Source organism: Synechococcus sp. NOUM97013 (genome assembly GCF_014279815.1).
Classification (GTDB): domain Bacteria; phylum Cyanobacteriota; class Cyanobacteriia; order PCC-6307; family Cyanobiaceae; genus Synechococcus_C.
In genome coordinates this window covers 477,549-501,353 of record NZ_CP047941.1, presented here as the reverse complement: position 1 = coordinate 501,353, position 23,805 = coordinate 477,549, and the positions used below count along the sequence as shown (strand labels likewise).

At 59.2% G+C, this 23,805-nt stretch carries 34 protein-coding genes and 1 tRNA gene; 22 read left to right on the top strand and 13 right to left on the bottom strand.

Annotated features, from left to right (window positions below; genetic code table 11):
* The first annotated feature begins 21 nt into the window (after positions 1 to 21).
* Positions 22 to 330 (top strand): CpeR family transcriptional regulator, encoded by a 309-nt coding sequence (locus tag SynNOUM97013_RS02570; RefSeq protein ID WP_186480650.1) that lies wholly within the window; start codon positions 22 to 24, stop codon positions 328 to 330.
* Positions 331 to 335: 5 nt separating this feature from the next.
* Here the strand turns inward: SynNOUM97013_RS02570 and SynNOUM97013_RS02565 are convergent, their stop codons facing one another.
* Together SynNOUM97013_RS02565 and SynNOUM97013_RS02560 are read right to left on the bottom strand one after the other, a co-directional pair.
* The gene (locus SynNOUM97013_RS02565; RefSeq protein ID WP_255442906.1) at positions 336 to 917 is read right to left on the bottom strand and encodes a Nif11-like leader peptide family natural product precursor; all 582 of its coding nucleotides are present in this window, start codon (positions 915 to 917) and stop codon (positions 336 to 338) included.
* On the bottom strand, positions 899 to 1,204 hold the full coding sequence (locus SynNOUM97013_RS02560) for a hypothetical protein (RefSeq protein WP_186480649.1): 306 nt from the start codon (positions 1,202 to 1,204) through the stop codon (positions 899 to 901). Before SynNOUM97013_RS02560 ends, SynNOUM97013_RS02565 begins: the two co-directional genes overlap by 19 nt.
* 264 nt (positions 1,205 to 1,468) lie before the next feature.
* On the opposite strand from SynNOUM97013_RS02560, the gene SynNOUM97013_RS02555 reads away from it, so the two are divergent.
* The 3 genes from SynNOUM97013_RS02555 to mpeA all read left to right on the top strand — a co-directional run bounded on the left by SynNOUM97013_RS02555 (position 1,469) and on the right by mpeA (position 3,707).
* Positions 1,469 to 2,473, top strand: coding sequence for a HEAT repeat domain-containing protein (locus SynNOUM97013_RS02555; protein WP_370586442.1), 1,005 nt, complete (start codon positions 1,469 to 1,471; stop codon positions 2,471 to 2,473).
* 151 nt (positions 2,474 to 2,624) lie between these two features.
* Positions 2,625 to 3,170 carry a bleomycin hydrolase gene (locus tag SynNOUM97013_RS02550; RefSeq protein ID WP_011932407.1) on the top strand — a complete coding sequence of 182 codons (546 nt, stop codon included), beginning with the start codon at positions 2,625 to 2,627 and terminating at the stop codon, positions 3,168 to 3,170.
* A gap of 39 nt (positions 3,171 to 3,209) precedes the next feature.
* The gene (gene mpeA, locus SynNOUM97013_RS02545) at positions 3,210 to 3,707 is read left to right on the top strand and encodes a class 2 C-phycoerythrin subunit alpha (RefSeq protein ID WP_011932406.1); all 498 of its coding nucleotides are present in this window, start codon (positions 3,210 to 3,212) and stop codon (positions 3,705 to 3,707) included.
* Positions 3,708 to 3,803: 96 nt separating this feature from the next.
* Here mpeA and SynNOUM97013_RS02540 read toward each other — a convergent pair whose 3' ends face one another.
* The gene (locus SynNOUM97013_RS02540) at positions 3,804 to 4,991 is read right to left on the bottom strand and encodes a HEAT repeat domain-containing protein (RefSeq protein ID WP_370586460.1); all 1,188 of its coding nucleotides are present in this window, start codon (positions 4,989 to 4,991) and stop codon (positions 3,804 to 3,806) included.
* Positions 4,992 to 5,238: 247 nt separating this feature from the next.
* Here SynNOUM97013_RS02540 and SynNOUM97013_RS02535 point away from each other — a divergent pair, with 247 nt between their 5' ends.
* Positions 5,239 to 5,526 carry a hypothetical protein gene (locus SynNOUM97013_RS02535; RefSeq protein ID WP_186480646.1) on the top strand — a complete coding sequence of 96 codons (288 nt, stop codon included), beginning with the start codon at positions 5,239 to 5,241 and terminating at the stop codon, positions 5,524 to 5,526.
* A gap of 2 nt (positions 5,527 to 5,528) precedes the next feature.
* On the opposite strand, the gene SynNOUM97013_RS02530 is transcribed toward SynNOUM97013_RS02535, so the two are convergent.
* The gene (locus tag SynNOUM97013_RS02530) at positions 5,529 to 5,963 is read right to left on the bottom strand and encodes a DUF2656 family protein (RefSeq protein WP_186480645.1); all 435 of its coding nucleotides are present in this window, start codon (positions 5,961 to 5,963) and stop codon (positions 5,529 to 5,531) included.
* A gap of 72 nt (positions 5,964 to 6,035) precedes the next feature.
* On the opposite strand from SynNOUM97013_RS02530, the gene SynNOUM97013_RS02525 reads away from it, so the two are divergent.
* Entirely contained in the window at positions 6,036 to 6,932 is an 897-nt protein-coding gene (locus tag SynNOUM97013_RS02525; RefSeq protein WP_186480644.1) for a HEAT repeat domain-containing protein, read from the top strand.
* Between the two features lie 113 nt (positions 6,933 to 7,045).
* Here SynNOUM97013_RS02525 and SynNOUM97013_RS02520 read toward each other — a convergent pair whose 3' ends face one another.
* The 3 genes from SynNOUM97013_RS02520 to cpeB all read right to left on the bottom strand — a co-directional run bounded on the left by SynNOUM97013_RS02520 (position 7,046) and on the right by cpeB (position 8,919).
* Complete coding sequence (locus tag SynNOUM97013_RS02520; protein WP_186480643.1) at positions 7,046 to 7,660, bottom strand: HEAT repeat domain-containing protein; 615 nt, start codon at positions 7,658 to 7,660, stop codon at positions 7,046 to 7,048.
* Between the two features lie 154 nt (positions 7,661 to 7,814).
* A complete protein-coding gene (cpeA, locus tag SynNOUM97013_RS02515) occupies positions 7,815 to 8,309 on the bottom strand; it encodes a class 1 C-phycoerythrin subunit alpha (protein ID WP_186480642.1) in 495 nt (164 codons plus the stop codon).
* Positions 8,310 to 8,364: 55 nt separating this feature from the next.
* The gene (gene cpeB / locus SynNOUM97013_RS02510) at positions 8,365 to 8,919 is read right to left on the bottom strand and encodes a class 1 C-phycoerythrin subunit beta (protein WP_186480641.1); all 555 of its coding nucleotides are present in this window, start codon (positions 8,917 to 8,919) and stop codon (positions 8,365 to 8,367) included.
* A gap of 363 nt (positions 8,920 to 9,282) precedes the next feature.
* Here cpeB and SynNOUM97013_RS02505 point away from each other — a divergent pair, with 363 nt between their 5' ends.
* From SynNOUM97013_RS02505 to SynNOUM97013_RS02460, 10 genes are all read left to right on the top strand, one after another.
* Complete coding sequence (locus SynNOUM97013_RS02505) at positions 9,283 to 9,495, top strand: hypothetical protein (RefSeq protein ID WP_186480640.1); 213 nt, start codon at positions 9,283 to 9,285, stop codon at positions 9,493 to 9,495.
* Between the two features lie 32 nt (positions 9,496 to 9,527).
* Positions 9,528 to 10,088 (top strand): phycobiliprotein lyase, encoded by a 561-nt coding sequence (locus tag SynNOUM97013_RS02500; RefSeq protein WP_186480639.1) that lies wholly within the window; start codon positions 9,528 to 9,530, stop codon positions 10,086 to 10,088.
* Positions 10,089 to 10,094: 6 nt separating this feature from the next.
* On the top strand, positions 10,095 to 10,793 hold the full coding sequence (locus SynNOUM97013_RS02495; protein ID WP_186480638.1) for a 15,16-dihydrobiliverdin:ferredoxin oxidoreductase: 699 nt from the start codon (positions 10,095 to 10,097) through the stop codon (positions 10,791 to 10,793).
* Position 10,794: 1 nt separating this feature from the next.
* The gene (locus SynNOUM97013_RS02490; protein WP_186480637.1) at positions 10,795 to 11,571 is read left to right on the top strand and encodes a phycoerythrobilin:ferredoxin oxidoreductase; all 777 of its coding nucleotides are present in this window, start codon (positions 10,795 to 10,797) and stop codon (positions 11,569 to 11,571) included.
* A 187-nt stretch (positions 11,572 to 11,758) separates the two neighbouring features.
* Positions 11,759 to 12,277 (top strand): phycocyanin subunit beta, encoded by a 519-nt coding sequence (locus SynNOUM97013_RS02485; RefSeq protein WP_186480636.1) that lies wholly within the window; start codon positions 11,759 to 11,761, stop codon positions 12,275 to 12,277.
* A gap of 42 nt (positions 12,278 to 12,319) precedes the next feature.
* The gene (cpcA, locus tag SynNOUM97013_RS02480; protein WP_186480635.1) at positions 12,320 to 12,808 is read left to right on the top strand and encodes a phycocyanin subunit alpha; all 489 of its coding nucleotides are present in this window, start codon (positions 12,320 to 12,322) and stop codon (positions 12,806 to 12,808) included.
* Positions 12,809 to 12,887: 79 nt separating this feature from the next.
* Positions 12,888 to 13,478 (top strand): chromophore lyase CpcT/CpeT, encoded by a 591-nt coding sequence (locus SynNOUM97013_RS02475; protein ID WP_186480634.1) that lies wholly within the window; start codon positions 12,888 to 12,890, stop codon positions 13,476 to 13,478.
* Positions 13,478 to 14,260, top strand: coding sequence for a HEAT repeat domain-containing protein (locus tag SynNOUM97013_RS02470; protein ID WP_186480633.1), 783 nt, complete (start codon positions 13,478 to 13,480; stop codon positions 14,258 to 14,260). Before SynNOUM97013_RS02475 ends, SynNOUM97013_RS02470 begins: the two co-directional genes overlap by 1 nt.
* Before the next feature lie 5 nt (positions 14,261 to 14,265).
* Positions 14,266 to 14,892: a HEAT repeat domain-containing protein gene (locus tag SynNOUM97013_RS02465; protein WP_186480632.1), complete on the top strand. Its 627-nt coding sequence runs from the start codon at positions 14,266 to 14,268 to the stop codon at positions 14,890 to 14,892.
* Positions 14,889 to 15,389 carry a low molecular weight protein-tyrosine-phosphatase gene (locus SynNOUM97013_RS02460; protein WP_186480631.1) on the top strand — a complete coding sequence of 167 codons (501 nt, stop codon included), beginning with the start codon at positions 14,889 to 14,891 and terminating at the stop codon, positions 15,387 to 15,389. The genes SynNOUM97013_RS02465 and SynNOUM97013_RS02460 overlap by 4 nt, the downstream gene beginning before the upstream one ends.
* Before the next feature lie 2 nt (positions 15,390 to 15,391).
* Here the strand turns inward: SynNOUM97013_RS02460 and SynNOUM97013_RS02455 are convergent, their stop codons facing one another.
* Complete coding sequence (locus tag SynNOUM97013_RS02455; RefSeq protein WP_370586440.1) at positions 15,392 to 16,885, bottom strand: bifunctional pantoate--beta-alanine ligase/(d)CMP kinase; 1,494 nt, start codon at positions 16,883 to 16,885, stop codon at positions 15,392 to 15,394.
* 62 nt (positions 16,886 to 16,947) lie between these two features.
* Positions 16,948 to 17,535, bottom strand: a complete 588-nt coding sequence (locus SynNOUM97013_RS02450) for a septal ring lytic transglycosylase RlpA family protein (RefSeq protein WP_186480630.1) — start codon at positions 17,533 to 17,535, stop codon at positions 16,948 to 16,950.
* Between the two features lie 346 nt (positions 17,536 to 17,881).
* On the opposite strand from SynNOUM97013_RS02450, the gene purM reads away from it, so the two are divergent.
* Together purM and SynNOUM97013_RS02440 are read left to right on the top strand one after the other, a co-directional pair.
* Positions 17,882 to 18,919, top strand: a complete 1,038-nt coding sequence (purM, locus tag SynNOUM97013_RS02445) for a phosphoribosylformylglycinamidine cyclo-ligase (RefSeq protein WP_186480629.1) — start codon at positions 17,882 to 17,884, stop codon at positions 18,917 to 18,919.
* 130 nt (positions 18,920 to 19,049) lie between these two features.
* Complete coding sequence (locus SynNOUM97013_RS02440; RefSeq protein ID WP_186480628.1) at positions 19,050 to 19,670, top strand: histidine phosphotransferase; 621 nt, start codon at positions 19,050 to 19,052, stop codon at positions 19,668 to 19,670.
* Here the strand turns inward: SynNOUM97013_RS02440 and SynNOUM97013_RS02435 are convergent.
* Positions 19,658 to 20,617: an aldo/keto reductase gene (locus SynNOUM97013_RS02435; RefSeq protein WP_186480627.1), complete on the bottom strand. Its 960-nt coding sequence runs from the start codon at positions 20,615 to 20,617 to the stop codon at positions 19,658 to 19,660. The genes SynNOUM97013_RS02440 and SynNOUM97013_RS02435 overlap by 13 nt on opposite strands.
* Positions 20,618 to 20,666: 49 nt before the next feature.
* On the opposite strand from SynNOUM97013_RS02435, the gene SynNOUM97013_RS02430 reads away from it, so the two are divergent.
* Together SynNOUM97013_RS02430 and SynNOUM97013_RS02425 are read left to right on the top strand one after the other, a co-directional pair.
* Positions 20,667 to 20,825: a hypothetical protein gene (locus SynNOUM97013_RS02430; protein ID WP_186480626.1), complete on the top strand. Its 159-nt coding sequence runs from the start codon at positions 20,667 to 20,669 to the stop codon at positions 20,823 to 20,825.
* A gap of 4 nt (positions 20,826 to 20,829) precedes the next feature.
* Complete coding sequence (locus tag SynNOUM97013_RS02425; protein WP_186480625.1) at positions 20,830 to 21,348, top strand: hypothetical protein; 519 nt, start codon at positions 20,830 to 20,832, stop codon at positions 21,346 to 21,348.
* Between the two features lie 26 nt (positions 21,349 to 21,374).
* On the opposite strand, the gene SynNOUM97013_RS02420 is transcribed toward SynNOUM97013_RS02425, so the two are convergent.
* Both SynNOUM97013_RS02420 and SynNOUM97013_RS02415 read right to left on the bottom strand, forming a co-directional pair.
* Positions 21,375 to 21,445, bottom strand: a tRNA-Cys gene (locus tag SynNOUM97013_RS02420).
* A complete protein-coding gene (locus SynNOUM97013_RS02415; protein WP_186481675.1) occupies positions 21,425 to 21,565 on the bottom strand; it encodes a hypothetical protein in 141 nt (46 codons plus the stop codon). Before SynNOUM97013_RS02415 ends, SynNOUM97013_RS02420 begins: the two co-directional genes overlap by 21 nt.
* Here SynNOUM97013_RS02415 and SynNOUM97013_RS02410 point away from each other — a divergent pair.
* The gene (locus tag SynNOUM97013_RS02410) at positions 21,500 to 22,723 is read left to right on the top strand and encodes a lipid-A-disaccharide synthase-related protein (RefSeq protein WP_186481372.1); all 1,224 of its coding nucleotides are present in this window, start codon (positions 21,500 to 21,502) and stop codon (positions 22,721 to 22,723) included. The genes SynNOUM97013_RS02415 and SynNOUM97013_RS02410 overlap by 66 nt on opposite strands.
* 43 nt (positions 22,724 to 22,766) lie before the next feature.
* A complete protein-coding gene (locus SynNOUM97013_RS02405) occupies positions 22,767 to 23,030 on the top strand; it encodes a hypothetical protein (protein WP_186481371.1) in 264 nt (87 codons plus the stop codon).
* A 44-nt stretch (positions 23,031 to 23,074) separates the two neighbouring features.
* Here SynNOUM97013_RS02405 and SynNOUM97013_RS02400 read toward each other — a convergent pair whose 3' ends face one another.
* The gene (locus tag SynNOUM97013_RS02400) at positions 23,075 to 23,719 is read right to left on the bottom strand and encodes a ribonuclease D (RefSeq protein ID WP_186480624.1); all 645 of its coding nucleotides are present in this window, start codon (positions 23,717 to 23,719) and stop codon (positions 23,075 to 23,077) included.
* Positions 23,720 to 23,805: the final 86 nt, after the last annotated feature.

The window sequence follows — 23,805 nt, the reverse complement described above, 5'->3', positions numbered from 1 at the left end:
CCAGGATCGGACGCTGATCCGATGTCCAGCGTGAACGCCGAAAAACAACTCAAAACCTGGATCCGATCACAGCATTTGATCTGTGTCGGCACGGACTTTGTCTTCGAAACCGTCGATCAGAGCCACCTGGACAAATTTGAACAGTGCATCGAAAACCTCGGCGGACACATTCGAACCGTTTCGGCTGCGGGAAATTGGCCGATGGGACCACGACGCACCTTCAAAATCCTGAGAGCAACGGCTGCTGTACCTCGACCGGGGGGTGAAGACTTAGTGACCTACTGGGCCAAACGCGGCTCCACCCGAACTCGCTACGCCGAAATTAGCTGAATGATTCAATCATCGAACCAACCAAACCAGGTCGGCTTGCTGAAATCAGACACCTGACTCCAACGACGCAAAAGTGTCAACGAGTCAATTGAATAGCCCATGGATTGAGCCAATTCAATCACCTCATCTTGGTTGCGAGCAGATTTCACTCGATCTTTCAAGTCAGATTGCTGCTTGACGACAGCAATGAATGCTTCCAGCACAGCATCCTGCTCAGATTCAGACTCAGGCTGAACAACAGCCGCAGGACTTGCAGGCGACAAACCAGGGCGAAGCCCATCTGAAGCGGCACCATCCATCAAGAGATTCCGCCAAGTGGATAACTGCCGGAAAGCCCAGCTCCAATGAACCGGATCAGCACGCAACATCTGATCAAGATCATCATCGGACGCCTTCAACGCATCGAGCGCCAGATGCCGAGCCCAGTCAGTAAAGCCAAATTCATAGCCAGACTTTGCCGCATAATCGACGATGTCGTAATGCGTCTGGAGTGGCTTAATGCCTGTGGCCAAGGCATGATCATCAACCACCCGCTGGATGAATGTTTCAAGGCTAGTTGAGCTCACAATCAGCACTCCTGAATCCAAAGAGCAAAGTTGATCTCGTCACAGATCATCTGAAGCACAAGCGGCCCTCCCGGGCACTGCAGAATGCGCCACGGCAGACCAATTTCAGTGGTCCCCGAGTCCACCAAAATCTTCGGAGGCCTTGTGGCCTGCTCCATAGGAATCACAGCCGACGCCAAAGGACTCTTTATTTTCTGAAGCAATGCATCCAGGTCTTGCTGAGTAGACACAGACTTCAGGGAAGATTCAGCACCTAAATCTTCAACAAAACGTTGAAGCTCAACCATTGCCAGCTCTGAAACAGCCATCTGCCGTAAAGTGAGCGCGCGGCGACTATAGGCCAACTCAGCCTTTCGACGCTATAGACACAGTTTTCCCCAATCATGAGCGAACGCTTCGACACTCTTTTCGCCGGGATGAGTGAAGAGTCAGCTCTTGATTTGATTCAACAAGACCCCTCAGAACTTGACAATCCAGGCCTCAAATATCTGGCAGCTTCTCGCCTAGGAGCCTGTAGCTCAAAAGAATCGCTGCAAACGCTGATCAACGTTGCCTGGTCAACCAACGCCAACTTGTTTGAACGCATCACGCGCAGAAAAGCGCTTGAAGCCCTTGGCCGTCGCAAAGACGCCACAGCGATTCCAGCCCTGGTCCATGCGTTGGACGACAGCGATGAGCCCACTGTGGTGAACGCCGCCGATGCCATCACACGCATCAATGCCCCGCTCGATGAGCAACAGCAAAGCGCCTTGCTCGGGGCCCTCAACGGACCCGACAACCAGCGCCGGGCCGTGATCCAGACCTTCACGCGCCTGCAACTGGTCGATCGCGGCGATGCCATCACCCGCTGCCAGCACGACAGCAATCCCCTGGTGGCCGGAGCCGCACGCGCCTACAGCATTCGTGTGCTGCACAAACTTGATGGTCTCGACGCGTTGCTCGGCCAACTCACTGATGAGAATCCAGGCCGGCGCCGCGCCGCTGTGATTGACCTGGGGGACGCTCGTGAAATCGAGGCACTGCCAGCCTTGATCCGATGTCCTGTATCGATGCCACTGCGCGCCAAAAGTGCCTTCCAAATCAGCAGCGACCCGTCCGGCGACATCCTTTCGCACAGCACCGCGCTGCTGGAACAGCTGCTGATGGATGACCCACGCCAACTGCATCTGGATGGCATCGCAGACACGGCCAGCACCCCCGAAGCCATTCGCGCTGACCTGCAACACCGTGACGAAGCACGTCAGTACTCAGCCGCTCGCGCCTTGATGACCCTGGCTCCCGAGCAGCAGCTCAACCTGATCGACGACTTGCGCACCAGCTTGGGCAGCGATTACGGGGTGCATTACCTGCTCGCCAACTGCACCGGACTGCTTGGCCTAACGCAACGCGCTGACCTGGTGCGGGATGCCCTGGCAGAAACAGGACCTCAATACGCAAAGTCGAGGATTGCTGCAGCCTGGAGCTGCCTGCACCTTTCACTCAGCGATCAACGCGATCTCATCAACGAACTGAGCTGCAGCCATGGCTGGCTCCCCTTGCGCTGGAGCTGCGCACAAGTGCTGAAGAAGATGAATTGAACACCCAAGAGACGCTCTTCACATTCTCTTTGGTTTTATCACTTGCAAACTTCTATTGAGAAGCTCAACAGGAAAGCCCTCACCACCGTTCAACGGGCGTACGTTCACAGCGTGATGCATCGCATCTCCTCCCCTCCCAACAGCATTGACTATGCTCGACGCATTCTCTAGGCAGGCTGTCTCCGCTGATTCCAGCGGCAGCTTCATCGGCGGCGCTCAGCTGAACGACCTCAAGGCATTCATCGCCGAGGGCAACAAGCGCCTTGACGCCGTGAACGCCATCACTGCCAACGCTTCCTGCGTGGTGTCCGACTCCGTTGCAGGCATCTGCTGCGAAAACACCGGCCTGACTGCCCCCAACGGTGGTGTGTACACCAACCGCAAGATGGCTGCTTGCCTGCGTGATGCTGAGATCATCATGCGCTATGTCTCCTACGCCCTGCTGGCCGGCGACGCTTCCGTGCTTCAGGACCGCTGCCTGAATGGTCTTCGCGAGACCTATGCAGCTCTGGGTGTGCCCTCCGGCTCCGCTGCTCGTGCTGTGGCCATCATGAAGGCTTCTGCCTGCGCCCACATCACCAACACCAACAACACCACTGGTGAGAAGCGCAAAATGCCCGTGACCGAGGGCGATTGCAACGCACTCTCCGCTGAGGCTGCTTCCTACTTCGACATGGTGATCAGCGCCATCAGCTGAACCGCCTGAGATTTTCAAGCACACCCTTCTTCTAAATCAATGAAGTCCGTTCTCACCACCGTCATCGGCTCCGCTGACAGCGGTTCCCGTTTCCCCACCAGCTCCGACCTGGAGTCTGTGCAGGGTTCCCTCCAGCGTGCAGCTGCCCGTCTCGAGGCTGCTGAAAAGATCGCTCAGAACTACGACGCCATCGCCCAGCGCGCTGTCGACGCTGTTTACACCCAGTACCCCAACGGTGCCACCGGCCGTCAGCCCCGCCAGTGCGCCACCGAAGGCAAGGAAAAGTGCAAGCGCGACTTCGTGCACTACCTGCGTCTGATCAACTACTCCCTGGTTGTCGGCGGCACCGGCCCTCTGGACGAACTGGCCATCAACGGTCAGCGTGAGGTCTACAAGGCCCTCAGCATCGACCCCGGCACCTACGTTGCTGGTTTCACCCAGATGCGTAACGACGGTTGCGCCCCCCGCGACCTGAGCCCCCAGGCTCTGACCGAGTACAACGCTGCTCTGGACTACGTGATCAACTCCCTCGCCTGATTGTCAGCCGAGCGAATCGATCCGATTCATCAGATCCAAGGGCGGTTTCACCGCCCTTTTTTTTGGATCAATCAAACGGTTGAACACCGCTTCGCCTCACAACGCCTTTACAGCTTCACTGGCACGGGCCGCCACAAAGGACGATGGGTCGCTGAGCGAACCCTGCAGACACGTTTTAGGTGCCACCATCACGGCTGCATAGCGACATTCCCAGAAGGGAGTGAGCGATGGATCCAGTAGAGATTCGAAGTGTGCTTCAGAATGTATGAGGCCAAGCCGCGACAATGCCAACACTGCAGCAGGTTTGGATTTCATAAATTGCGGCCTTGGAGTTTTGATCGCGTCTTCAAGGATGTTCTGGATGATGGCTCGTGCATCTTGAGACCAGGCATCAGCCAACGAAGCGAATAGCCGAATGAAAAAGTAATGGGCACCGTAATCATTGTGCGCTTCTTCATTCCAACGCCGATGCAGAAGAGGCCAAAGATCCTCGGCAGATCGATCCCGGAGTGTCTGCAAAGCTAAATAACAACGACTGAAATCAGTGCCGAAAAACTCCTGGATCAAGAATTCGTCGGTCGGAGCTTGATCGTAAGCATGCACCAACTGGAGAGACTCAGGATGATCATGTGCAAGTGCATCAAGAACAGATAGCAAATTCAAATTGTCCAGTTGAGCAACATCCTGAGGCCAGAGCGCCTTAACGGCTCGCATCCGAAAGACTGGCGACACCGGGGCTTGCAGAATCTGCGGAAGCAATTCCACTGCATCTGCATCAATGGCATCCTGGATGGCAGATTGCCGATCCATCTGGTTCGGCAACACCATGGAGTCCTCCAGTTGTTGCAATGACTCCCGGCTACCGCCCAGTTGAGCCATGGCACTGATGGCCGCACCACGCACACCTGGCGAATCAGCCTCCTGAAGTTTCTGAATGGATGGGAGGGCTTGATCCACTCCAAGAGCGGCCAGGCTCTGAATCAACACCCGCTGATTCTGAGACGGTTGATCCACTAAGAAGACCAATGTTGCATGGATCTCCGCGTCTTGGCAGCGCAACTCCTTGAGCGCGAAGGCAGCATTTTCAACCAGATAGGGGTCATCACTTTGCAAACAACGTCCGATCGCAGGGATGGCATCACGGCAACCCAGCCGCGCCAAAACTTCAACAGCTTTGCGACGCGCCAAACGGCGAGGTTGCGCTTGTTCGGCATCAGCGACTAACCGAAGCAGCGCTTGTTCTGTTGCTTCACCAGGAAAATTGATGAGATGTGCGGCTGCCATATAGGGGTCGCTTTGCGACTCCAGAGTCTCCAAAGGAGCCATCAACAAGCGGATGGCTTCCTGTTGCGACAGACCAGGATGAATATTGTCGAGTGCTCCGGCCATCTGAGCGGTCTTTGATGGTGTTAATTCTGCAGGAGCTCCTGCCCTGGCGAAGCGAAATCACCTGCTGATACGGAAGATTGAGAAGATTTGGCGCAACAGGGGTTCTGCGTCAATCTTCCAAGGAATCGATTGCGCAATAGCCATGGGCCCAACGCTTGAACAGTCCATCACCGTGCATGCAGGCATCGTGCCGGGCTCCCGCCCATGGACCGCACGGAGCCTGAAAATTCCCTTTCAACATCTGAGCCGCAGTGTTCAATCGATGCACAGCCGTGGATTGAGCATTCACGGAGTGGGATCCGACGTTGCACATCAGGATCAGGCACCAAGCCCAGACCCCGTCGTCAAGTCAGTGGCTCCCAAGACCGCCACAGCAGCGTCGACGTCCAAGAAAGCAGGGCGCCGGAATTCCAAACGCCGCCGCGGTTGAACTCAGGCCGCGGGGTCAACCACTTCAAAGACCCCATCCGCAGGGCGACCGGCCGTTAGGCCGGTCCAGTTGATCGCAGCCAGAAAACCCTTCGGGTCCACTGTTTCCACCACATCAACGCCCCAACCACCCTGTTGCAGGGGCGCTCCAGGGTTCCCTTCCGAATCTTTGCGACCTCCGAGAGCCATGACGGCATGAGCCTGGCCGTGACTCAGGTCCATACGCACCCGACGCCAGCCCTGGACGAGCTCACGCGCCAGAGCCTCAGGAGAAGCCGTCGACTCAAGTTTCACTTTCCAATGTGGGTGACTGAGCGCTTCAGCCGCGGTGACAGAAGGGCAATGCTGTTGCAAACCAGCAGCCAAAGCATCAAAAACCAAGGCAGGAACAGCCGAATCGTTCACCTGCAGATTGTGGGAAAGAACGAAGGTGGTCACAACGATTCAGAACATTGGTGTGACCTTAGCCGCCACAGCATCGGATACTGAATCACCGCTTCAGCTCAACTCTTGACCAACGCACCCTCATCGCTGACCAGTGCTGAACCCGTCACGCTGAGTGAAGACGAAGCTGCGCAACTTGCCGAGGAGCTCAAGCAGCAGTTGCGTCAAGGTCAACGTCTGGCGGGAGACACCCAGGCGATCGAGCGGATGGTGGCCGGACTCGGCGACAAGCGAGGACTGCTCCGGCTCACCTTTGCAGAAAGCCTCGGCACGGTGGGCAGTGCTGCGGTACCTGCCTTGTGTCAGGCCATGTGTGATCACGACAACGTCACCGTGCGTCGTGCCGCGGCCAAGACCCTCACCCTGATTTCCGATAAGCAAGCGCTACCACACCTGCTGAAAGCCCTGCTCAATGACGACGACCCCGTGGTTCAGGGATCAGCCGTTGGTGCGATGGCCGTGATCGGTGCCGATGCCGTGGACGGTCTGCTGAACATCATCGTTGACCCCAACAACACACCCATGCAAACGGGATTGGCCAGTTGGGGACTGGCGTTTGTCGGAGCTCGTGCCCCCCAGGCACTTCGCGATGCAGCGAAATCGGAGAATGCGTTGATTCGAACGGCAGCGATCGCAGCCCTTGGCGATCAAATCCAAAACCAGGGGGACGAGGAGGCCAGGCAGTTGCTGCTAGGTGCCTTGAAGGATCCCGATGAAGAGGTGCGTTCTGAAGCCACAACCCTGATGGGCAAACTCAACGACAGCGGTTGGGCTATGCCTCTGCTGATCCCAAACCTTCAAGATTCATCGCCATTGGTCCGCAAAAATGCAGCGCTCGCATTGATGAAGCTCGACGATCCATCAGCCATTCCTGAGCTCGAGTCGTGCATGAGCAGCGAGCAGGACGCCAGCCTCATTCCCATCTTCCGGCTAGCCATCAACCAGCTTGGTCAGGAGCGCTGATCGTCAGAGTCGGAGGTCTTTAACTTATGTTTCATGGGTAGTGTTCGCGTCGAGCACTGCATGCGCAGATGCGGGGAAGGGCTGAGGGGCCCGACCCCGTTTTTTTATGTTGATTAGCGCGCACTCTCCAGGCGCCCCAAGGACGCTTCAACCATCTGACGACAAAGAGGGTCCGTGTCGGGATCGCTGAGCACCTCGCGAAGACAGGCCTCAGCCCTGGGATCGGGGATCTCGGCAAGGGCCATCGCAGCCGACTGCACATGGGCAATGTTGTCGCCTTTGCAGACCCGGATCAGTGTTGGCAACGCCTGGATGCCGACTTGGCCCAGAGCCATCACCGCTGACTGGGAAACGACGGGAGACGCATCCGACAGGGCCTGATCCAACACTGCCATCGCTTCGCTGGAAAAAGGCTCACCGGGATAATTGGAAGCAATCTGCGCGTACGCCTTCACGCAACTGGCACGGACGGTTCCATCGTCACTCTGCTGAAACAAAGCAGCCAAAGGCTGCAAGGCCGTGCGACCGAAAGCGCCAAGACCACGAACAGCCGCACGCCTAAGCGACACATCCGGCTGATCCAGAAGATCAATCAGTCGCGGCATCGACTCCTCGGGCCAGTGGTCGACCATCGCGAGATAGGCCTGGGTCTGCAGATGGGGATTGGGATGAGCCAGATCGGCAAACAAAGCGTCGAGATCGGGACGCTCATCATTCACTGCAGGCATGGTCGTATCAGAAAAGAATTTGAACCCTTCAATGAGTTCCGAATTTGCACTCCAATCTAAGGGAGACAATGAACTATAAGGGCACTAAAAATCAGACAAAAAAAGAGGCCTTGCGGCCTCCTTTCTTGACAATCGAGTGAACGTAATCGAGGACTCAGGAAAGAGCGTTGATCACGTAGTCGAGGTAGGACTTGAACTCGTTCAGAGCCTGGGGGCTCATGTCGCGAGGGGCGCAAGCGCGATCGCGGGTGAAGGTGAGTGCTTCCACATAGGGGCCGGTGGGCAGACCCAGGGTGCGGTACACCTCACGGGCGCCGGCGATGCCCCACTCGTCCAGAGGGCCGGTGCCGCCGACAACCAGGCAGTAGTTGATCAGGCGCAGGTAGTGACCCAGATCGCGGTAGCACTTGTCCACCTTGGTCTGGTTCTCACCAGCCTCACCGGGCTGCTTGAGGTAGGGATACTTGTTGAAGCAGGCGTCGCCGGCTTCTTTGGTGACAGCGTCAAGACCAGCAGCCAGCTTTTCAGCGGCTTCCAGGCGAGCAGCTGCACGCTGAATGTTGCCCTGAACGGCTTCGAGGTCGTTCTGAGAAGGGAAGCGACCGGCTGCGTCAGCGGCGGTCACGACAGTGGTGACGACGGATTTCATCGTGGAGATCCTGTGATGGAAGTTTGTTTTGAAAGAAAGGGAAAACCCGAATGACTCAGCTGACGGCGCTGATCACACGATCGAAGTAAGAAGCTGCTTCAGCAACGAGGGCGGAGCAGTCACCCTTAGTGGTTTCCATCTTGCGGAACTTGCTGCCACCGTTGGCTTCGGTGTTGGTTTCACCGATGTGAGCTGTGGCGGAGGCCTTCATGATGGCGACAGCGCGAGCAGCAGACTGGGTGGGAACGCCCAGAGCGATGTAGGTCTCCTTCAGGCCATTCAGGCAGCGGTCGTCCAGCACGGAAGCGTCGCCAGCCAGCAGGGCGTAGGAGATGTAGCGGAGAACGATTTCGCCGTCACGCAGGCAGGCAGCCATGCGGCGGTTGGGGTAGCAGTTGCCGCCAGCCTGGATCAGGCCGGTGTTCTCGCAGATCATGCCGGTCACAGCATCGGACACGATGCAGGAGGCATTGGAGGTGATGGCATTCACAGCATCCAGGCGCTTGTTGCCTTCGGACACGTAGCTGCGGAGAGCGGCGATGTCGCCGGCGCCGACTGCTGCGGTCTTGGCGTCAGCACTGACGACGGAACGAGAAAATGCGTCGAGCATTGGAAAGCAGGACATTGAGGGAAGAAAGCCACCGCGTGCCAAGGAGTTTCAACGAAACCGATGGACTGCAATCAAACCCTCAGGCTCAATAGCTGGTGACTGGGTGCTTGGAGCGATGCCCTAAGCGCCACATGAAACTAGGGGCTTCGACCGGTTGATTCGCCGAAGTGGTCGCTGTTACGCAAAGGTTCGTCATCCAGAGCACCATGACACTGAGAAGTCTGAATCACCAGACGGTTTGGGCGTCCCAGCAGCCTCAACAAGGACTCGCAGCCCCCGATCAAAACGGGCATCTTCCGTTTTGCTTCACCTTTTAATGAAGATCGTTTTGAGGATTACGCTCCGCCCATTCCAGCCCGACCCATGACCGAGCCGTCCATTACAGAACTGCAGGACACACTGAAAGAGCTTTCTGCTTATCGAGACCGCCTCCGCGATGACGTGATCGCCATGGGCCAGAAGCTCAAGCTGCCCCAGAAACGCATCGACGCGACGATTGCGGAACATCCCGAACTGCAGCGCCTGACTGTTGTGGTGGAACAGCTGGAAGAACAGATCCGCCAACACAGCGCCTGATGACTGGCTCCCTCTGCATCCGCCCACGCTCCATGAGCGACTTCCTTGAGGCCAGTGCTGGCAACTGGATGATCCGTCGGGTAGTGCATCACCTGGATCATCAGGACGACGAGGCTGGGGATTCCAATCTGATCGTGGCTCCCTTTGGTGCCGACGACCCCTGCGTTGCCACCATCTGCTCAGCGCTCGGGGTGGAGACAAAAGAGGCTGCTGGTGGAGCTCGCTTCTGGTGGGAGAGCAACCTCAAGAAAGGAGACCGCAGCGACGACCGGGCGGCTGCATTGGTGAATGTTGCTGATGCCAGCGATCCAAGCCGCGGCTTTCTCCTGCGCGACAAGGGATACGTCGAGAAACAAGCGGTGCTGAGCCACTACCGCTTCGACGAAGACGGTGTGCTCACGATCACCACCCGCTACGACACGAGCGTGGGCATTGAACGCTGCTGGTTTGTGACCGATCAGCTCCGGATGCGCGTGAGCTCGGTGCAGAACCTCAACGGTGTGAGCATGACGACTTACTGCACCGAGCGACGCTGCACCAGCACGGATGACATCTTGTCGTTGGCCAAGAGCACTGCCGACCGGGAGGCCTGAAATTCGATGTTCGACCCTTTCCTTGAGTCCCTCCATCACGACATCCAGCAGAGGGGTGGAACACAGCAGGACCTGGACCCCACGTTTGCGGCCCAGCGGTCTCAGAAAAACAACAGCACCATCAACAGCTGGCTCTGGTCAGTTCCTGGCTTCCGCCGCTGGCGTGTGACCCGTTTGGATGCCGGCGATTCGCTTCAGGTGCTGAATTCGGTCGCGTATCCAGACCACACGCTCGATCACCCCATTCTCGGGATCGATCTGCTTTGGTTTGGGGCAAGACAGAAGCTCGTAGCCGTCCTCGACTTCCAACCTTTGATTCAGGATTCCGCCTACATGGAGCGGCACTATCAGGGGCTGAAAGCACTCAACGAGACCTATCCGGATCTGAGCGGAGAGGAAACGATGCGTTCGTTTGATCCCAATCAGTACTTCTCCCCATGGCTCCTGTTTTGCCGAGGCGGCGCGGAACAGGCTCAACAATCACTTCCGCAAGCGTTCTCGGTTTTTTTGAAGTGCTTCTGGGAGATGCACGATTCGGCCGCATCTGAGCCTTCTCAACTCTCCCCCGATCGGGTTGCGGAGCTTCAAATTGCCTACGACCGCTATAGCGCTGAACGGGACCCTGCCCATGGGCTGTTCACCAGTCACTTCGGCAAAGACTGGTCCGACCGATTCCTCCACAACTTCCTCTTCCCTGCAGCCTGACATGAGCGCAGCACGTTCCTCGAGCATCGACCCGATCCAACTGAGCGGCTGGCGCTGGGCCTCTTTCCTGAAAGAAGCCATCAGTCGTCTCCAGGCTCAAGCACCTGAGCCCTATCCGATCGAATCAACTTTTCTCGATAAAACCGATCGCGGCGGATCAGCATCCCGACCCTTCGAAGCCACCACGCAGACCTGGGGTTGCAGCACCACCAAGCTCAGGCAAGTGCGCGCCGCCTGCGTGGAAGCCGGCAACGCAGCTTCCGTGCTCAATCTGGTGATGAATCCCAGGACGAGCTACGACTTGCCCTTCTTCGGCGCGGATCTAGTCACACTCCCCAACGGACATCTGATCGCTCTGGATCTCCAACCAGCACTCAAAACAGACGCGGCCCACACCCAAGCCGTCTGGGCGCGTCTCACACCGATCTTTGAACGCTGGCGTGCACAACTGCCTGGCGGAGGCCCCATTCCGGAAGAAGCCGAACCCTTCTTTTCACCCTGTTTTCTATGGACGCGTCTTCCTCTCGGCGACGAAGGCGACGCATTGATTCGTGATGCTGTATTCCCTGCCTACATCGAGTACCTCGAGCTGTATCTCGATCTGGTGAGGGAAGCGGAGCCTGTTGCAGAGGAAAGATCCCAACAACTGCTGGATGGCCAACGGCGCTACACGGCTTACAGGGCGGAGAAGGATCCAGCGCGGGGAATGCTCGGGCGTTTTCACGGCAGCGACTGGACCGAACGCCTGATCCACGACGTGCTGTTTGACCTGGACTAATCGTCGATCCCCTCACCCCCCGAAACCTGTTCCACGGCAGTGGGATTAAACATTATGAACAGGGATCGGGGGGCTTCCGGGGAGTTGGCCAGAATCGCTGGCGACGGGATGGGCACAGCTTCCCAGCCGTCCCCATTCAGGTCTGCAGATTTTTTACTCTCCAGACACAGTTTCAAGGAGTTCACCCATGTTCGACGCCTTCACCAAGGTTGTCGCCCAGGCCGACGCCCGGGGCCAGTACATCAGCGCCAGCGAAATCGACGCCCTGGCTGCGATGGTTTCCGACAGCAACAAGCGCCTTGACGCTGTCAACCGCATTTCCAGCAACGCCTCCAGCATCGTCGCTGCAGCCGCTCGCCAGCTGTTCGCTCAGCAGCCTGCGCTGATCGCCCCCGGCGGCAACGCTTACACCTCCCGCCGCATGGCTGCCTGCCTGCGCGATATGGAGATCATCCTTCGCTACGTCACCTACGCAAGCTTCGCTGGCGACGCTTCCGTGCTCGAGGACCGCTGCCTGAACGGCCTGCGTGAGACCTACCTGGCTCTTGGCACCCCCGGCGCTTCTGTTGCCGCTGGCGTGAACCTGATGAAGGATGCCGCCCTGGCCATCGTGAATGACAAAGCTGGCGTGACCTCCGGCGATTGCGCTTCCCTGAGCAGCGAAATCGGCACCTACTTCGACCGCGCTGCAGCCGCTGTCGCCTGATCGAGCCATCGGATCAGTCGTTCTCTTCACCATTAACGATCAATGAAAACCCCCCTGACCGAAGCCGTCGCAGCTGCCGACTCCCAGGGTCGCTTCCTGAGCAACACCGAAGTGCAGGCCGCTTCCGGCCGCTTCAACCGCGCCAAGGCCAGCCTCGAAGCTGCCAAGGCTCTGTCCGCCAAGGCTGATTCCCTGGTAAACGGTGCTGCACAGGCTGTGTACACCAAGTTCCCCTACACCACTCAGATGGAGGGGTCCAACTACTCCACCACCACTGAGGGCAAGGCCAAGTGCTCCCGTGACGTGGGCTACTACCTGCGCATGGTCACCTACTGCCTGGTGGCTGGTGGCACCGGCCCCATGGATGACTACCTGATCGCCGGTCTCGACGAGATCAACCGCACCTTCGAGCTCTCCCCTTCCTGGTACGTGGAAGCTCTGAAGCACATCAAGGCCAACCACGGTCTGAGTGGCGACGCAGCAACCGAAGCCAACAGCTACATCGATTACGCCATCAACGCCCTGATCTGATCGATCAGCGAGCTTGAGTCCCAGCCCTCCTCCGGAGGGCTTTTTTAATGTTCAGAATCTGACGCGGGAAGAACTCTTGATGACGTCCACTGTCGGGCGCTTTCTGTCTCTGCTCTGCGGGGAATACAGCAATCAAAAGCAGGCCTTCGACAATCCCCCCCTGTTCGCCCATATCCATCTCCGCTATCGGCCGATCGCGCAACTTCCAGCAGGCTCAATCCTGCTGGAACAGACCTATGCCGTTGATCCCAAGAATCCCTACCGCCTGCGCGTGATCCGTGCTGAAGAGCAACAGGGAGGCGTGATCAAGCTCTGGAACCACACGTTCCGAGATCCGTCACGCTTCAGCACAGCCATCTTTGACGATGACTGTCGCAGTGCAATCCAAGACAGCGACCTGATCTGTCTTGACCAATGCCACTACCAGGTCATTGAACAGCGTGGTGTGTATGAAGGATCCATGGAACCCAACTGCCGCTGCATCGTGCACCGCAACGGCAAAGACACGATTTTGGTGAGCACCTTTCGACTGGAAGGAGATTCCTTGCAGACGCTGGATCGAGGCCATGATCCCAAAACCAACGAACGCTGCTGGGGATCCATTGCCGGTGAGTTCAAGTTCCAAAAAACGGCGAGCTGGGCAACCGACCTTCCAGCCAACTGGACGTAATGGAACCTCTCAGCGAACAACGGATTCTCGAGAATCTGCGACAGGAACAGGATTATTCAGCGCAGTATTACGCAGCCTGGTGGCTGGGAAAAATGCGGTCAAGGCATCCAGATGCACTCCCACTGCTGCTTCGATGTCTTGGCTATCTCAACCAAAACGACACGCATGCTGATCAACGTGGTGTCGCCTTGAATGCGATTCGTGCCCTCGGATTGCTTCAAGACGACGCGGCCACTCATGCACTGATCCAGCTCTTGCAGTCTGACGACTACACCGTGCGGGAAGAAGCGGCCCGCAGCCTGGGCTCGATCCGAGCCGAAGCTGCCATCCAGCCCATCTGCCATCGCCTCAGCAGTGGCATCGAACAAGCAGGAGCCGAACAGAACGGAAGCCCTCGTCTGCGCGAACCCTGTGAAGCCTTACTGGAGGCTCTGGGCGACATCGGCTTGAACACCGCTCAGGTGACCGCCACCCTCCACCCCTTCCAGCACCACCCCAGGCCACTGGTGCGGGCAGCGGCCTGCCGTGCGCTGCTGCAATTGACCCATGAGGTGCACTTCGGCGAGGAACTGATCCGCCTGCTTCAACACCCGGAACCACTCGTGCGGCGAGGAGCACTGCTTGATCTGGGCGCCACCGGCTGGACAGGGGCACTCACAGCCATTCAAGACGCCAGCGTCGAAGCCAGTCTGAAGCTGGTGGCCTTGCGTGGCCTGGCGGAATCCCGTGATGCCACCCGTGATTCCACCACGGTGCTGGATGCCATGGATGCCCTGCTCTAGCGGTCATGACTGACTTAACCACTGCTGTGCTGGAACTCGACCGGGCCACATCAACGCCCGAACTTGTTCAGGCAACCCGGGGCATCTGTGCCTTGAACGACGCCAACGCGGCACCGGCACTGATCAAGGTGCTGAGTTACAACAACCCGGCCGTGGCAGCGATTGCAACGCAAGGACTGATTGCGTTGGGCCGAGCAGTCGTTCCTGACCTGCTCACAAGCATGGACACAGGCAATTACGGAGCTCGGGCATGGGTAGTGAAGGCGCTGGCCGCTCTGCGGGATCCACGTGGTCTCGACCTGCTCGATCACGCCCTGCGAGCCGACATTGCCCCCAGCGTGCGTCGGTCTGCGACACGAGGCCTCGCCGAATTGGACCTCGACCTGCTGAACCAAGACGATCAACTCGTGCGTTGCTGTGAGGGCCTTCTGCACGCCGGTGTAGATGACGAATGGGTCGTCCGTTACGCCGCGGCCTATGGCCTGGAACGACGCCTGATCTCGAACGTCATCACGCCCTTGCTTCAAACCAAGGCGATGACTGTTCTGAAACAACTGGCATCGGTCGAGGAGCCTGTCAGGGTGGTGCGACAGAGGGCTGATCTGGCTCTGCTCCGCGTGTCAAAGCGATGACTCAGAAGCTGCTGTTCGTGTGTCTCGGCAACATTTGCCGTTCTCCCGCTGCCGAGGGAGTGTTTTTGCATCATTTGCAGGAGCGAGGCCTGAGTGACCGGTTCGTGGTCGACTCAGCCGGCACCGGCAGCTGGCACGTGGGTAACCCAGCCGATCGACGGATGCGGGCTGCAGCCCAGCGGCGCGGCATCGACCTACCCAGCCGCGCCCGCCAGATCGAGCTCAGCGATCTGGCTGAGTTTGACCTGGTGCTCACCATGGACGATGCAAACTTTGCAGCTGTCACGAGCCTGGCCAAGGAAGCCGGAGCTCAAGCCTCCGCTGAGATCCGCCCCATGCTCAGCTACGCCAGGCACTTCAACGAAACGGAGGTGCCTGATCCCTATTACGGAGGCGATGAGGGATTTGAGCATGTGCTCGACCTCCTTGACGATGCCTGCACAGCGCTGCTTGACGAGCTGCTGCCAGCAAGCGCAGGCAGTGAACGTCAACCCTGAACTCAATCCCGTGCCGGCGTTGGCCAGACCTCTTCAGCGACCTGGAACCGGAAGAGATCTTCCAATGCATCGATCACCGCTTCGATGGACATGCCATCGGTGATCACTTCCGTGGCATCTTCTGCTTGAACCAGTGGTGCCACCGCACGGGTGCTGTCGAGCCTGTCGCGTTCGACGATCTGCGCTTCCAACTCAGCGAGATCGGGAACGGCATGGCCGCGGGCCTCAAGATCCTTGGCACGGCGCCGGGCTCTCTCCTCCGGTGTGGCCGTGAGAAACACCTTCAACTCGGCATCGGGGAACACAGCCGTCCCGATGTCGCGGCCTTCGGCCACCAGCCCGCCTCGTTCACCGAGCCGCTGCTGCTGTTGCGTCAAAAGCTCCCGAACGCAGGGATGGGCAGCCACCAGCGAAACCGAGCCGGTGACCTTGGGATCTCGGATGGCATCGGTCACATCCTTGCCATTGACGCGAACGGTCTGCACTCCATTCTTCAAAGGGGAGAGATCAACCTCCAGACCGTCGAGAAGGACCTTCACGGCTGATTCATCAGCAGGATCAGACCCCTGCTGTTGAACCCACCAAGTCACCGCGCGATACATCGCACCGGTATCGAGATAAAGCAGACCCAATCGTTCGGCGAATGCCCGGGTAACCGTGCTCTTACCAGCACCGGCAGGACCGTCAATGGCAACGATGGGAGAACGGGTCATAACGAAGACGTGATCAATCAGTCGGGTTGAACCGCACTGGACTGCAGCAGCGAGCAGACGCAGCGATCGAGGGGAAGCCGACGGCTGCAGTGTGGCTGGATGGACGACCTCTACATACTCCACCTTGAAACCGACCTGATGAAGTTGCCGCCTGCGTTCCGACAACACAGCATTCAGATTCTGATCGCCGTCGCATAAGTCGTTCGAAGCCTCCCGGAGCACTGCAGACAGCTCGGAGGCCTTGAGGCGCTCAGCAGGAGCGAGATATTGATTGCGCGAACTGGCTGCCACACCATCGACCTCTCGCACCGTGGCGCAGCCCCTTACCCGCACTGGCAGACCGAGGTCAGCCACCATCCGACGCAAGATGGTGAGCTGTTGCCAGTCTTTTTCTCCCAACCAAAGTTGATCAGGACGCACCAAGGCAAGCAAACGGGTGACGACGGTGACCACGCCATCGAAGTGGCCTGGTCGCCAGGGTCCGCACAGCCTCGATTGCAGCGCTGATGGGGCCGTCAGCCTCCAGCCATTGGCAAGGCCCTCGGGGTAGATCTGAACATCATCAGGACACCAGATTGCATCCGCCCCGGCGCTCTCGGCCAGATCACAATCCGACGCGAGTGTGCGGGGGTAGTGCTCGAAATCCTCTCCCTCTCCGAACTGAAGCGGATTCACGTACACGCTGACCAGCACTGACGCCGCCGCTGGGCCATCAACCCGTGCTGATCGAATCAAGCTGGCGTGGCCGTGATGAAGACCACCCATGGTGGGCACGAACTCCACGGGCCCCTGCCGTGAGGCACGCCAAGCACGCAGCTCAGCGAGATTGCGCAGTACGCGGAGACTCAGCGGAGCACCTCAAGACGGACTTGAGCAATGCCACTGCTGACCAGGCCCAGCTCATGGGCAGCGCCATGGCCAAGGTCAATGACCCTATGACCGACAAAAGGCCCTCGGTCGTTAATGCGGACGACAGCAATCCGACCATTCCAGAGGTTGGTCACACGCACGCGGGTGCCGAAAGGGAGTGTTCTGTGGGCAGCTGTCATCGTGCCTGGCTGATACACCTCACCATTGGCAGTGCGGTTGCCGTAGAAGCCAGGGCCGTACCAACTGGCTTCACCAGAGTGGGTTGAAACCACAACGGGACCTGTCGGCTGAGGTGGCGGCGCTGGCAGCAAGGACTCCGGCGCAACCTCCTGGGGCTCGACGATGGCCAAGTCCGACTGATCAGCGGGCTCAAGAACAGGGGCTGCGGGTTCGAGGCTGGGAGCAGAAGGCTCAATGGCAGCAGCAGGCTCGGCAGGAATCACCAGATCGAGCGGATCCGTGAATTCGAAACCCTCAAGGTCCCGCGCGAAAACAGGGAACAGCGCCACTGCAGAGAGTGAAACTGCTGCAAATGCAGCGGCCGAAGGAAGGAGTCGAGCCATAGCTGGCGGTTGGACGGCTGCGGTTGGATCACGACGTCGTCAAAACCTGAGGACGTCTGGCCGTTGACCTGAGCAATCGAAAGCGATATGACCGTAAAAATGCTCAGTGCTATTGCCAAGCGCGATCCGATCAGCGATGTGCTCAGGCTCAAAGCTGTGATCAAGTCCCAGCGCTTGCTGCCACAGGGATGCATGGCCCGCAGGAAGAAGCAGGAAACATCAGCCAGCACAATCCAATCAACAAGCCCTGTTAATGAGGCCGGGGCCGGCTAATCCACCGCCACACCCCTCGATCGAGCCATGGCGCCCACGAGGGGAGAGGATCAGGTGAGAACTGCTGCTGCGAATGGATTACCGAGCCGCCGGTGTGGATGTTGAAGCGGGGCGTGCCTTCGTGAACCGGATCAAAGCCGGGGTGGAAGCGACCCACCGACCGGAGGTGGTGGGAGGTCTCGGCGGCTTCGGGGGCATGATCCGCCTGCCTGCAGGAATCAAACGGCCCTTACTGGTCTCGGGAACCGACGGAGTGGGCACCAAGCTGGAGTTAGCTCAGGAGCACCAGGCCCATCACAACGTCGGCATCGATCTGGTGGCGATGTGCGTGAACGATGTGATCACGAGTGGCGCCGAACCGCTCTTCTTTCTCGACTACATGGCCACCGGTGCCCTGAGCCCGGACGCCATGGCCACCGTGGTTGAAGGGATTGCCGATGGCTGCCGCCAAAGCGGTTGCGCATTACTCGGGGGAGAAACCGCTGAAATGCCCGGTTTTTATCCGCCGGGTCGCTACGACCTTGCCGGATTCTGCGTTGCCGTTGTCGACGAAGATGCCGTCATTGACGGACAGGGCGTCCAGGCCGGTGATCGCATTGTTGGGATCAGCAGCAGCGGCGTTCACAGCAATGGCTTCAGCCTGGTGCGAAAAATTCTTGAAGCCAATGACGCAAGCGCAGAAACCCGCTTCGGACCGGATAACGCACTACTGATCGACTCCCTCCTGCGTCCGACACATCTTTATGGAGCACTGGTGAAAGATCTCCTCGGCCAGGGAACCCCCATTCACGCCATGGCCCACATCACTGGAGGAGGGATTCCCGAGAACCTGCCGCGGTGCCTGCCTGCTGGCCTGATCGCTGACGTGACTGCTGAGAGCTGGCCCCGACCGGAGCTGTTCCAATGGCTTCAACGCGCGGGCGAGATTCAGGAACGGGATCTCTGGCACACCTTCAATCTCGGGATTGGTTATTGCCTGGTGCTTCCCGAAACGGCAGTCGCAAGCACTGTCCAATGCTGCGAAGCCAGCGGTTTCCAGGCTTGGACCATCGGCAGCATCTGCGAAGCGAATGGCAGTGACAACACGCCTGTTCGCGGATTGCCAGCCTGAGCGAACCCTCGTCCAACAATCTCCAACAGCCTTCAGAGAAAACGCTCTGGGATCGAGTGCCCTCGTTATCGTCGACACAGACTGATCGGCACGTTGTCGATCCAAGCGTCGTCACATACGTCTTAGAGACATGCCATTCGATAGGCCGCAGCAGCGCACAACTCGACGTCGTTCATCGGCAGGTCCAACGCCTCCCCGACGTCCAGCCCCCATTGGTTACGACAAGAACGGCCCCCAACGACAGGGTGGTCCTAGGCCCACATTCCTGGCACTCAAAGATCACGGCAAAGTGTTTGTCGCCGATATGCCCTTTCTGGCCGATGGGCAGCTCGCCAATATCAGCAAAGAGGCGGCAGAAGTCCTGGTCAGCCTTGAACGACGCATCACCGAACTAGAGCAGATGCAGGGTGACCGGGACACCCTGATCAAGGCATGTACCAAACGAGACGTCACGCATCGATTCCTCAGGGCGATTGAAGACGAACAACAACAGCGCAGGGACAACCCAGCCATTCGCATGGCAGCGGGCGAATCTCTGCCCCGAACCTTCCTTGAGATCGCGCGGCACCGGTTGCCCGGCGCCACGTTCGACTCCCTGCTGCAAGAAGCTCTCACGGCCTGCGAAAACAGTGCGGACCAAGCGGTTAAAGACGAAAAACCCCCACTCAAGGTGGTTTCCTTGCAGCCTCAGGCCTCAAGCCTGCCGGTGGTCGTGAGCCCTGATCCTGAGCCCAGCGATCAGGCGCTCTGAAACGGGTTGTCCGGCATCCTCACGGCCGACTCGAAACTGAGCTGATCCAACTGACGTCGCTCGTCCTCTGTGAGCATCCAGTTGAGAGCCTGCCGAGCATCCACCACCTGGGATGGTCGACGAAAACCGGGAATCGGACAGGCTCCATGGGCGCGGCACCAATTGAGCGCCACCTGCATCTGAGTGACACCTCGTGCCGCAGCGATCGCGGCCATGGCCTGACGCAAGACTTCGGAACCAGGCAGCAGACGTCGGTAGAGGCTTGAACGCAACACCGTGTCGCTCTGGGGAGCCCAACCCGACGGCCGGGCCAGAACCCCAAGCGCAAGAGGGCTGTACGCCAGCACCTCGACACCGAGGTCCCGTGACACTTCGAGAATGCCACCCGGTCGTGACGGCTCTGGAGCAAGCAGCGAAAACTGCACCTGCACACTGGCCAGCTTGACGCCACGTTGCGCAAGCCGGCGATGCAGAACACGAAGTCGGCGGGGCCCCACGTTGGACAGCCCGAGTTCTCGCACCTCGCCCCGCTCCACCAGATCGGCAAGACCATCGAGCAGAGGCAGCTCTTGCCATGGGGCGTAACGGGCCGTACTCCAGTGCAGTTGGACCCTGTCGAGTCGGCCCTGCAGACGCTGACGACTGGCCTGAAACGCCTTGACCAAACCTCGACGCCCTAGACGCCAGGGAAAGGGTGCGAGCTTGGTGGCGACAGTCATCTGCCGGCACGCTGCTGGCTCCATCTCAGCCAGGAACTGACCGAGCAGGGCCTCGCTGCGTCCATTCAAGCGCCCTGTCCCATAGGAATCCGCCGTATCCACCAGCCGAAGACCGGCTGCGACAGCCGCTGAAAACGTTGCCTTCAGCTCCGGGTCATCCTGACCAGGGCGATATCCCCACAGCAATTGATTGCCCCACGACCACGTGCCGAATCCGATTCCTGTCACACCGGCCTGGTTCGCTCCACGCCATGATCGCTGGAAAGCGTCTCAAGTGATGTCTGTGTCCGCTGCCGAACCAGCACCGACTCCCATCGATGACAAGACCAACGATGCTTTGAGTCCTGGCGATCGCGTGTTGTGTCCGCATTGCCAACGCACGGCCAACAATGGAATCCGCTGCATGGGCATGTGCGTGGCCGACAACGAATACTGAGCCCATGCGTTCATGCAAGCTGCTCCGGCGAACGGCCGTCGCCTCAACTCTCAGCGTGGGGCTCATGCTGCCTGGCATGGCGAAAGCCGAACTGGAGTCATTCACAGGTCGCTTCGAGACCGCGAGCAAAAACTGTCTGAAGACGACGTCGGGCGGAGCCAGCGAACGCTGCTGGCGGGTGCAAATCGATGGACGCACCGAATCCGTACTGAGCATTCACTTCTTCAGCGATGGAGAGGAGCCAGGCTCCATCGAGACCCTGACCTTTGTGGTCGCGCTACCGGATGCAGATGCAATCGTTCCGCTGCGCTGTCAGCTCGGTCGCTGTGCGCTGGAAGCCCCAAGCTGGGCCGGCCCGGTGAACAGCGTGTCCGTGGCCCGCTACAGCAACGATGGCCTTGCCGTCAGCGTTCCGAAAGCCTGGCCAGCCAAAGACGGCCGTTGCGCGCGCGAAGACAACACAATCCGCTGTTCGGCCGTCGGACCCAATGGAGGGCAGATTCGTGCAGAAGCAACGCTCTGAACCTGCGAGTGATCAGAAGATGACGAAGGCGGCACCCAGATTCGAACTGGGGATAAAGGATTTGCAATCCTCTGCCTTACCACTTGGCCATGCCGCCGTCCGGAGCGCTGGCGCTCCACTGGCGGATCGTATCAGCGAGACCGCCCCGGCCCTGCTGGTCGTCAGCAACGGACACGGTGAGGATCTGATCGCCCTCAAGATTCTCGAGGCCCTGCATCGACGGCAGCCGACGTGGCGGCTCAAGGTTTTGCCACTGGTGGGCGAGGGGCGCTGCTTTCAAACAGCCGAGCAGGAAGGGTGGCTGCAGCGGGTCGGCCCGGGTGCCCGCCTGCCCAGTGGTGGGTTCAGCAACCAAAGCCTGCGGGCACTTCTTGCAGACCTACTCGCCGGGCTTCCACTCCTCACCTGGCGGCAGTGGCGCAGCCTGCGCAAGTCGCGCCAGGACCTTGCAGGAATCCTCGCCGTGGGGGATCTGCTGCCACTACTGATGGCCTGGAATTCAGGCCTGCCCTTTGGCTTCATCGGCACCCCGAAGAGTGATTTCACCTGGACCAGCGGCCCTGGGCGCGCCCTAAGCGATCGTTACCACGCACTCAAAGGGAGTGAATGGGATCCCTGGGAATGGCACCTGATGAAGCGCCGGCTCTGCAGGCTGGTTGCCGTGCGCGACAGGCTCACGGCCAGAGGGCTACGGCGCCATGGCGTGAACGCGGACAGTCCCGGCAACCCAATGATGGATGGACTGTGTCTGACACCAGCACCTCAAAGCCTTGAACGCTGCCGACGCATCCTCTTGCTCTGCGGAAGCCGGATGCCCGAAGCACTGAGCAATTTTCGTCGGCTGCTCAGCGCCCTGATCTGTTTGCCCAGCTCGGTGCCTGTGGCCGTGCTGGCCGCGACGGGCTCGTCACCCTCACACCAAGACCTGCACCCACTCCTCGATGACCTGGGCTTCCGCAACTGTCCACCGCCGAGTGTCGACCTCGAAGCCACCGAATGCTGGGTTCGTGGACCGCTACTGCTGCTGCTCGGCCCAGGACGCTTCGGCCGGTGGGCAGGCTGGGCAGAAGCCGGCGTCGCCACCGCCGGCACCGCCACAGAGCAACTGGTGGGACTTGGAATTCCCGCCCTCTCCCTGCCAGGTCGCGGGCCCCAGTTCACCCGGGGGTTTGCCAAACGCCAGAGTCGCTTACTTGGGGGCGCCGTGCGCATCTGCAGCTCCGAAGACGAGCTGAGTCGCCGCCTGGGGCAACTGTTGAACAACCAACAATTGCGGCAAGAGATGGGACGCGTTGGGCGCCAACGAATGGGCTCGGCCGGCGGCAGCGATGCCATTGCACAGCAGGTGATCCAACAGCTTGCACCTGAACGCTGATACTGGAGCTGTATTCCCAAGCACAACCTTCCTTCCCTTCGCCATGGCTGCCATCCAGGACCGCGACTATCTGAGGCTCTGCGCGGAACTGGCCAGCCTGCTGAGCATCAGCCAGGCATCAGCCAGACGACGCGTGGATCAACAAGCGGCACGGGATGGAGCCAGGGACGTGGAAAGCCGCCGAGCCATGGCGCAAAAACTGTTGGATGAAGCCCGCGCTGATCAAGCGGAGACTCCAGCCGGAACAAATCTGGATCGCTTGCTCGAAGCGGATCCCAAAGACGAGCATTTCATGCTCGAAGACTGAGGCCAACAGCAGCCTGCCAACCGGGCTCCCGTTGGCGACCAGTCTCAGTGCTCAAAGGTGTTGATGAAACGGAAGCGATCCAGATCCGACATCACTGGGATGCAGGCGAAGCAGCGCTCCGCCAGCTCCCAGCGCTCCTCACGGCGAAGCATCATCTCCAGCTGCCGCCGAGCCGGCAGCAGGTAGCGGGCATCGTTCGCGGCATACGCCAGCTGCACGTCGCTCAATTCATCGACGCGGCCCCAGTCACTGCTCTGGGCTTGTTTGTCCAGCTCCACACCCACCAGCTCGTTGACGAGGTCTTTCAAGCCGTGCCGGGGGGTGTAAGTGCGCGCCAAGCGACTACCCACCTTCGTGCAAAAAATGGGATTCACCCGAATCCCAAGCCCGGAGGCCAGGGCCGCCACATCAAAACGGGCAAAGTGGAACACCTTCTCAATCGAAGGGGATTCCATCAAGGCCTTCAACCGGGGCGCATCAGCCTGACCACGCGCGATGCGGATGCAGGCCACCTGATCGTTGTCGTCGCAGATCTGCACCAAACAGAGCCGATCCCGACCATGAATCAGGCCCATCGCCTCGGTGTCGACCGCAAGAGCCTGAGCCCCCGCATACCGATCAAACCAATCCTGATCCAGATCGCCGTCAAAGACAGCGAAGGCACGGGGTTCATTGGGAATCTCAGCCATAGAAGAGGAGCAGGGAGCAGGCCAACCAATCCCCACTTTGACGCCACAACCCCAGCGAATGAGTTTTAACTGGACGCTTGAAAATC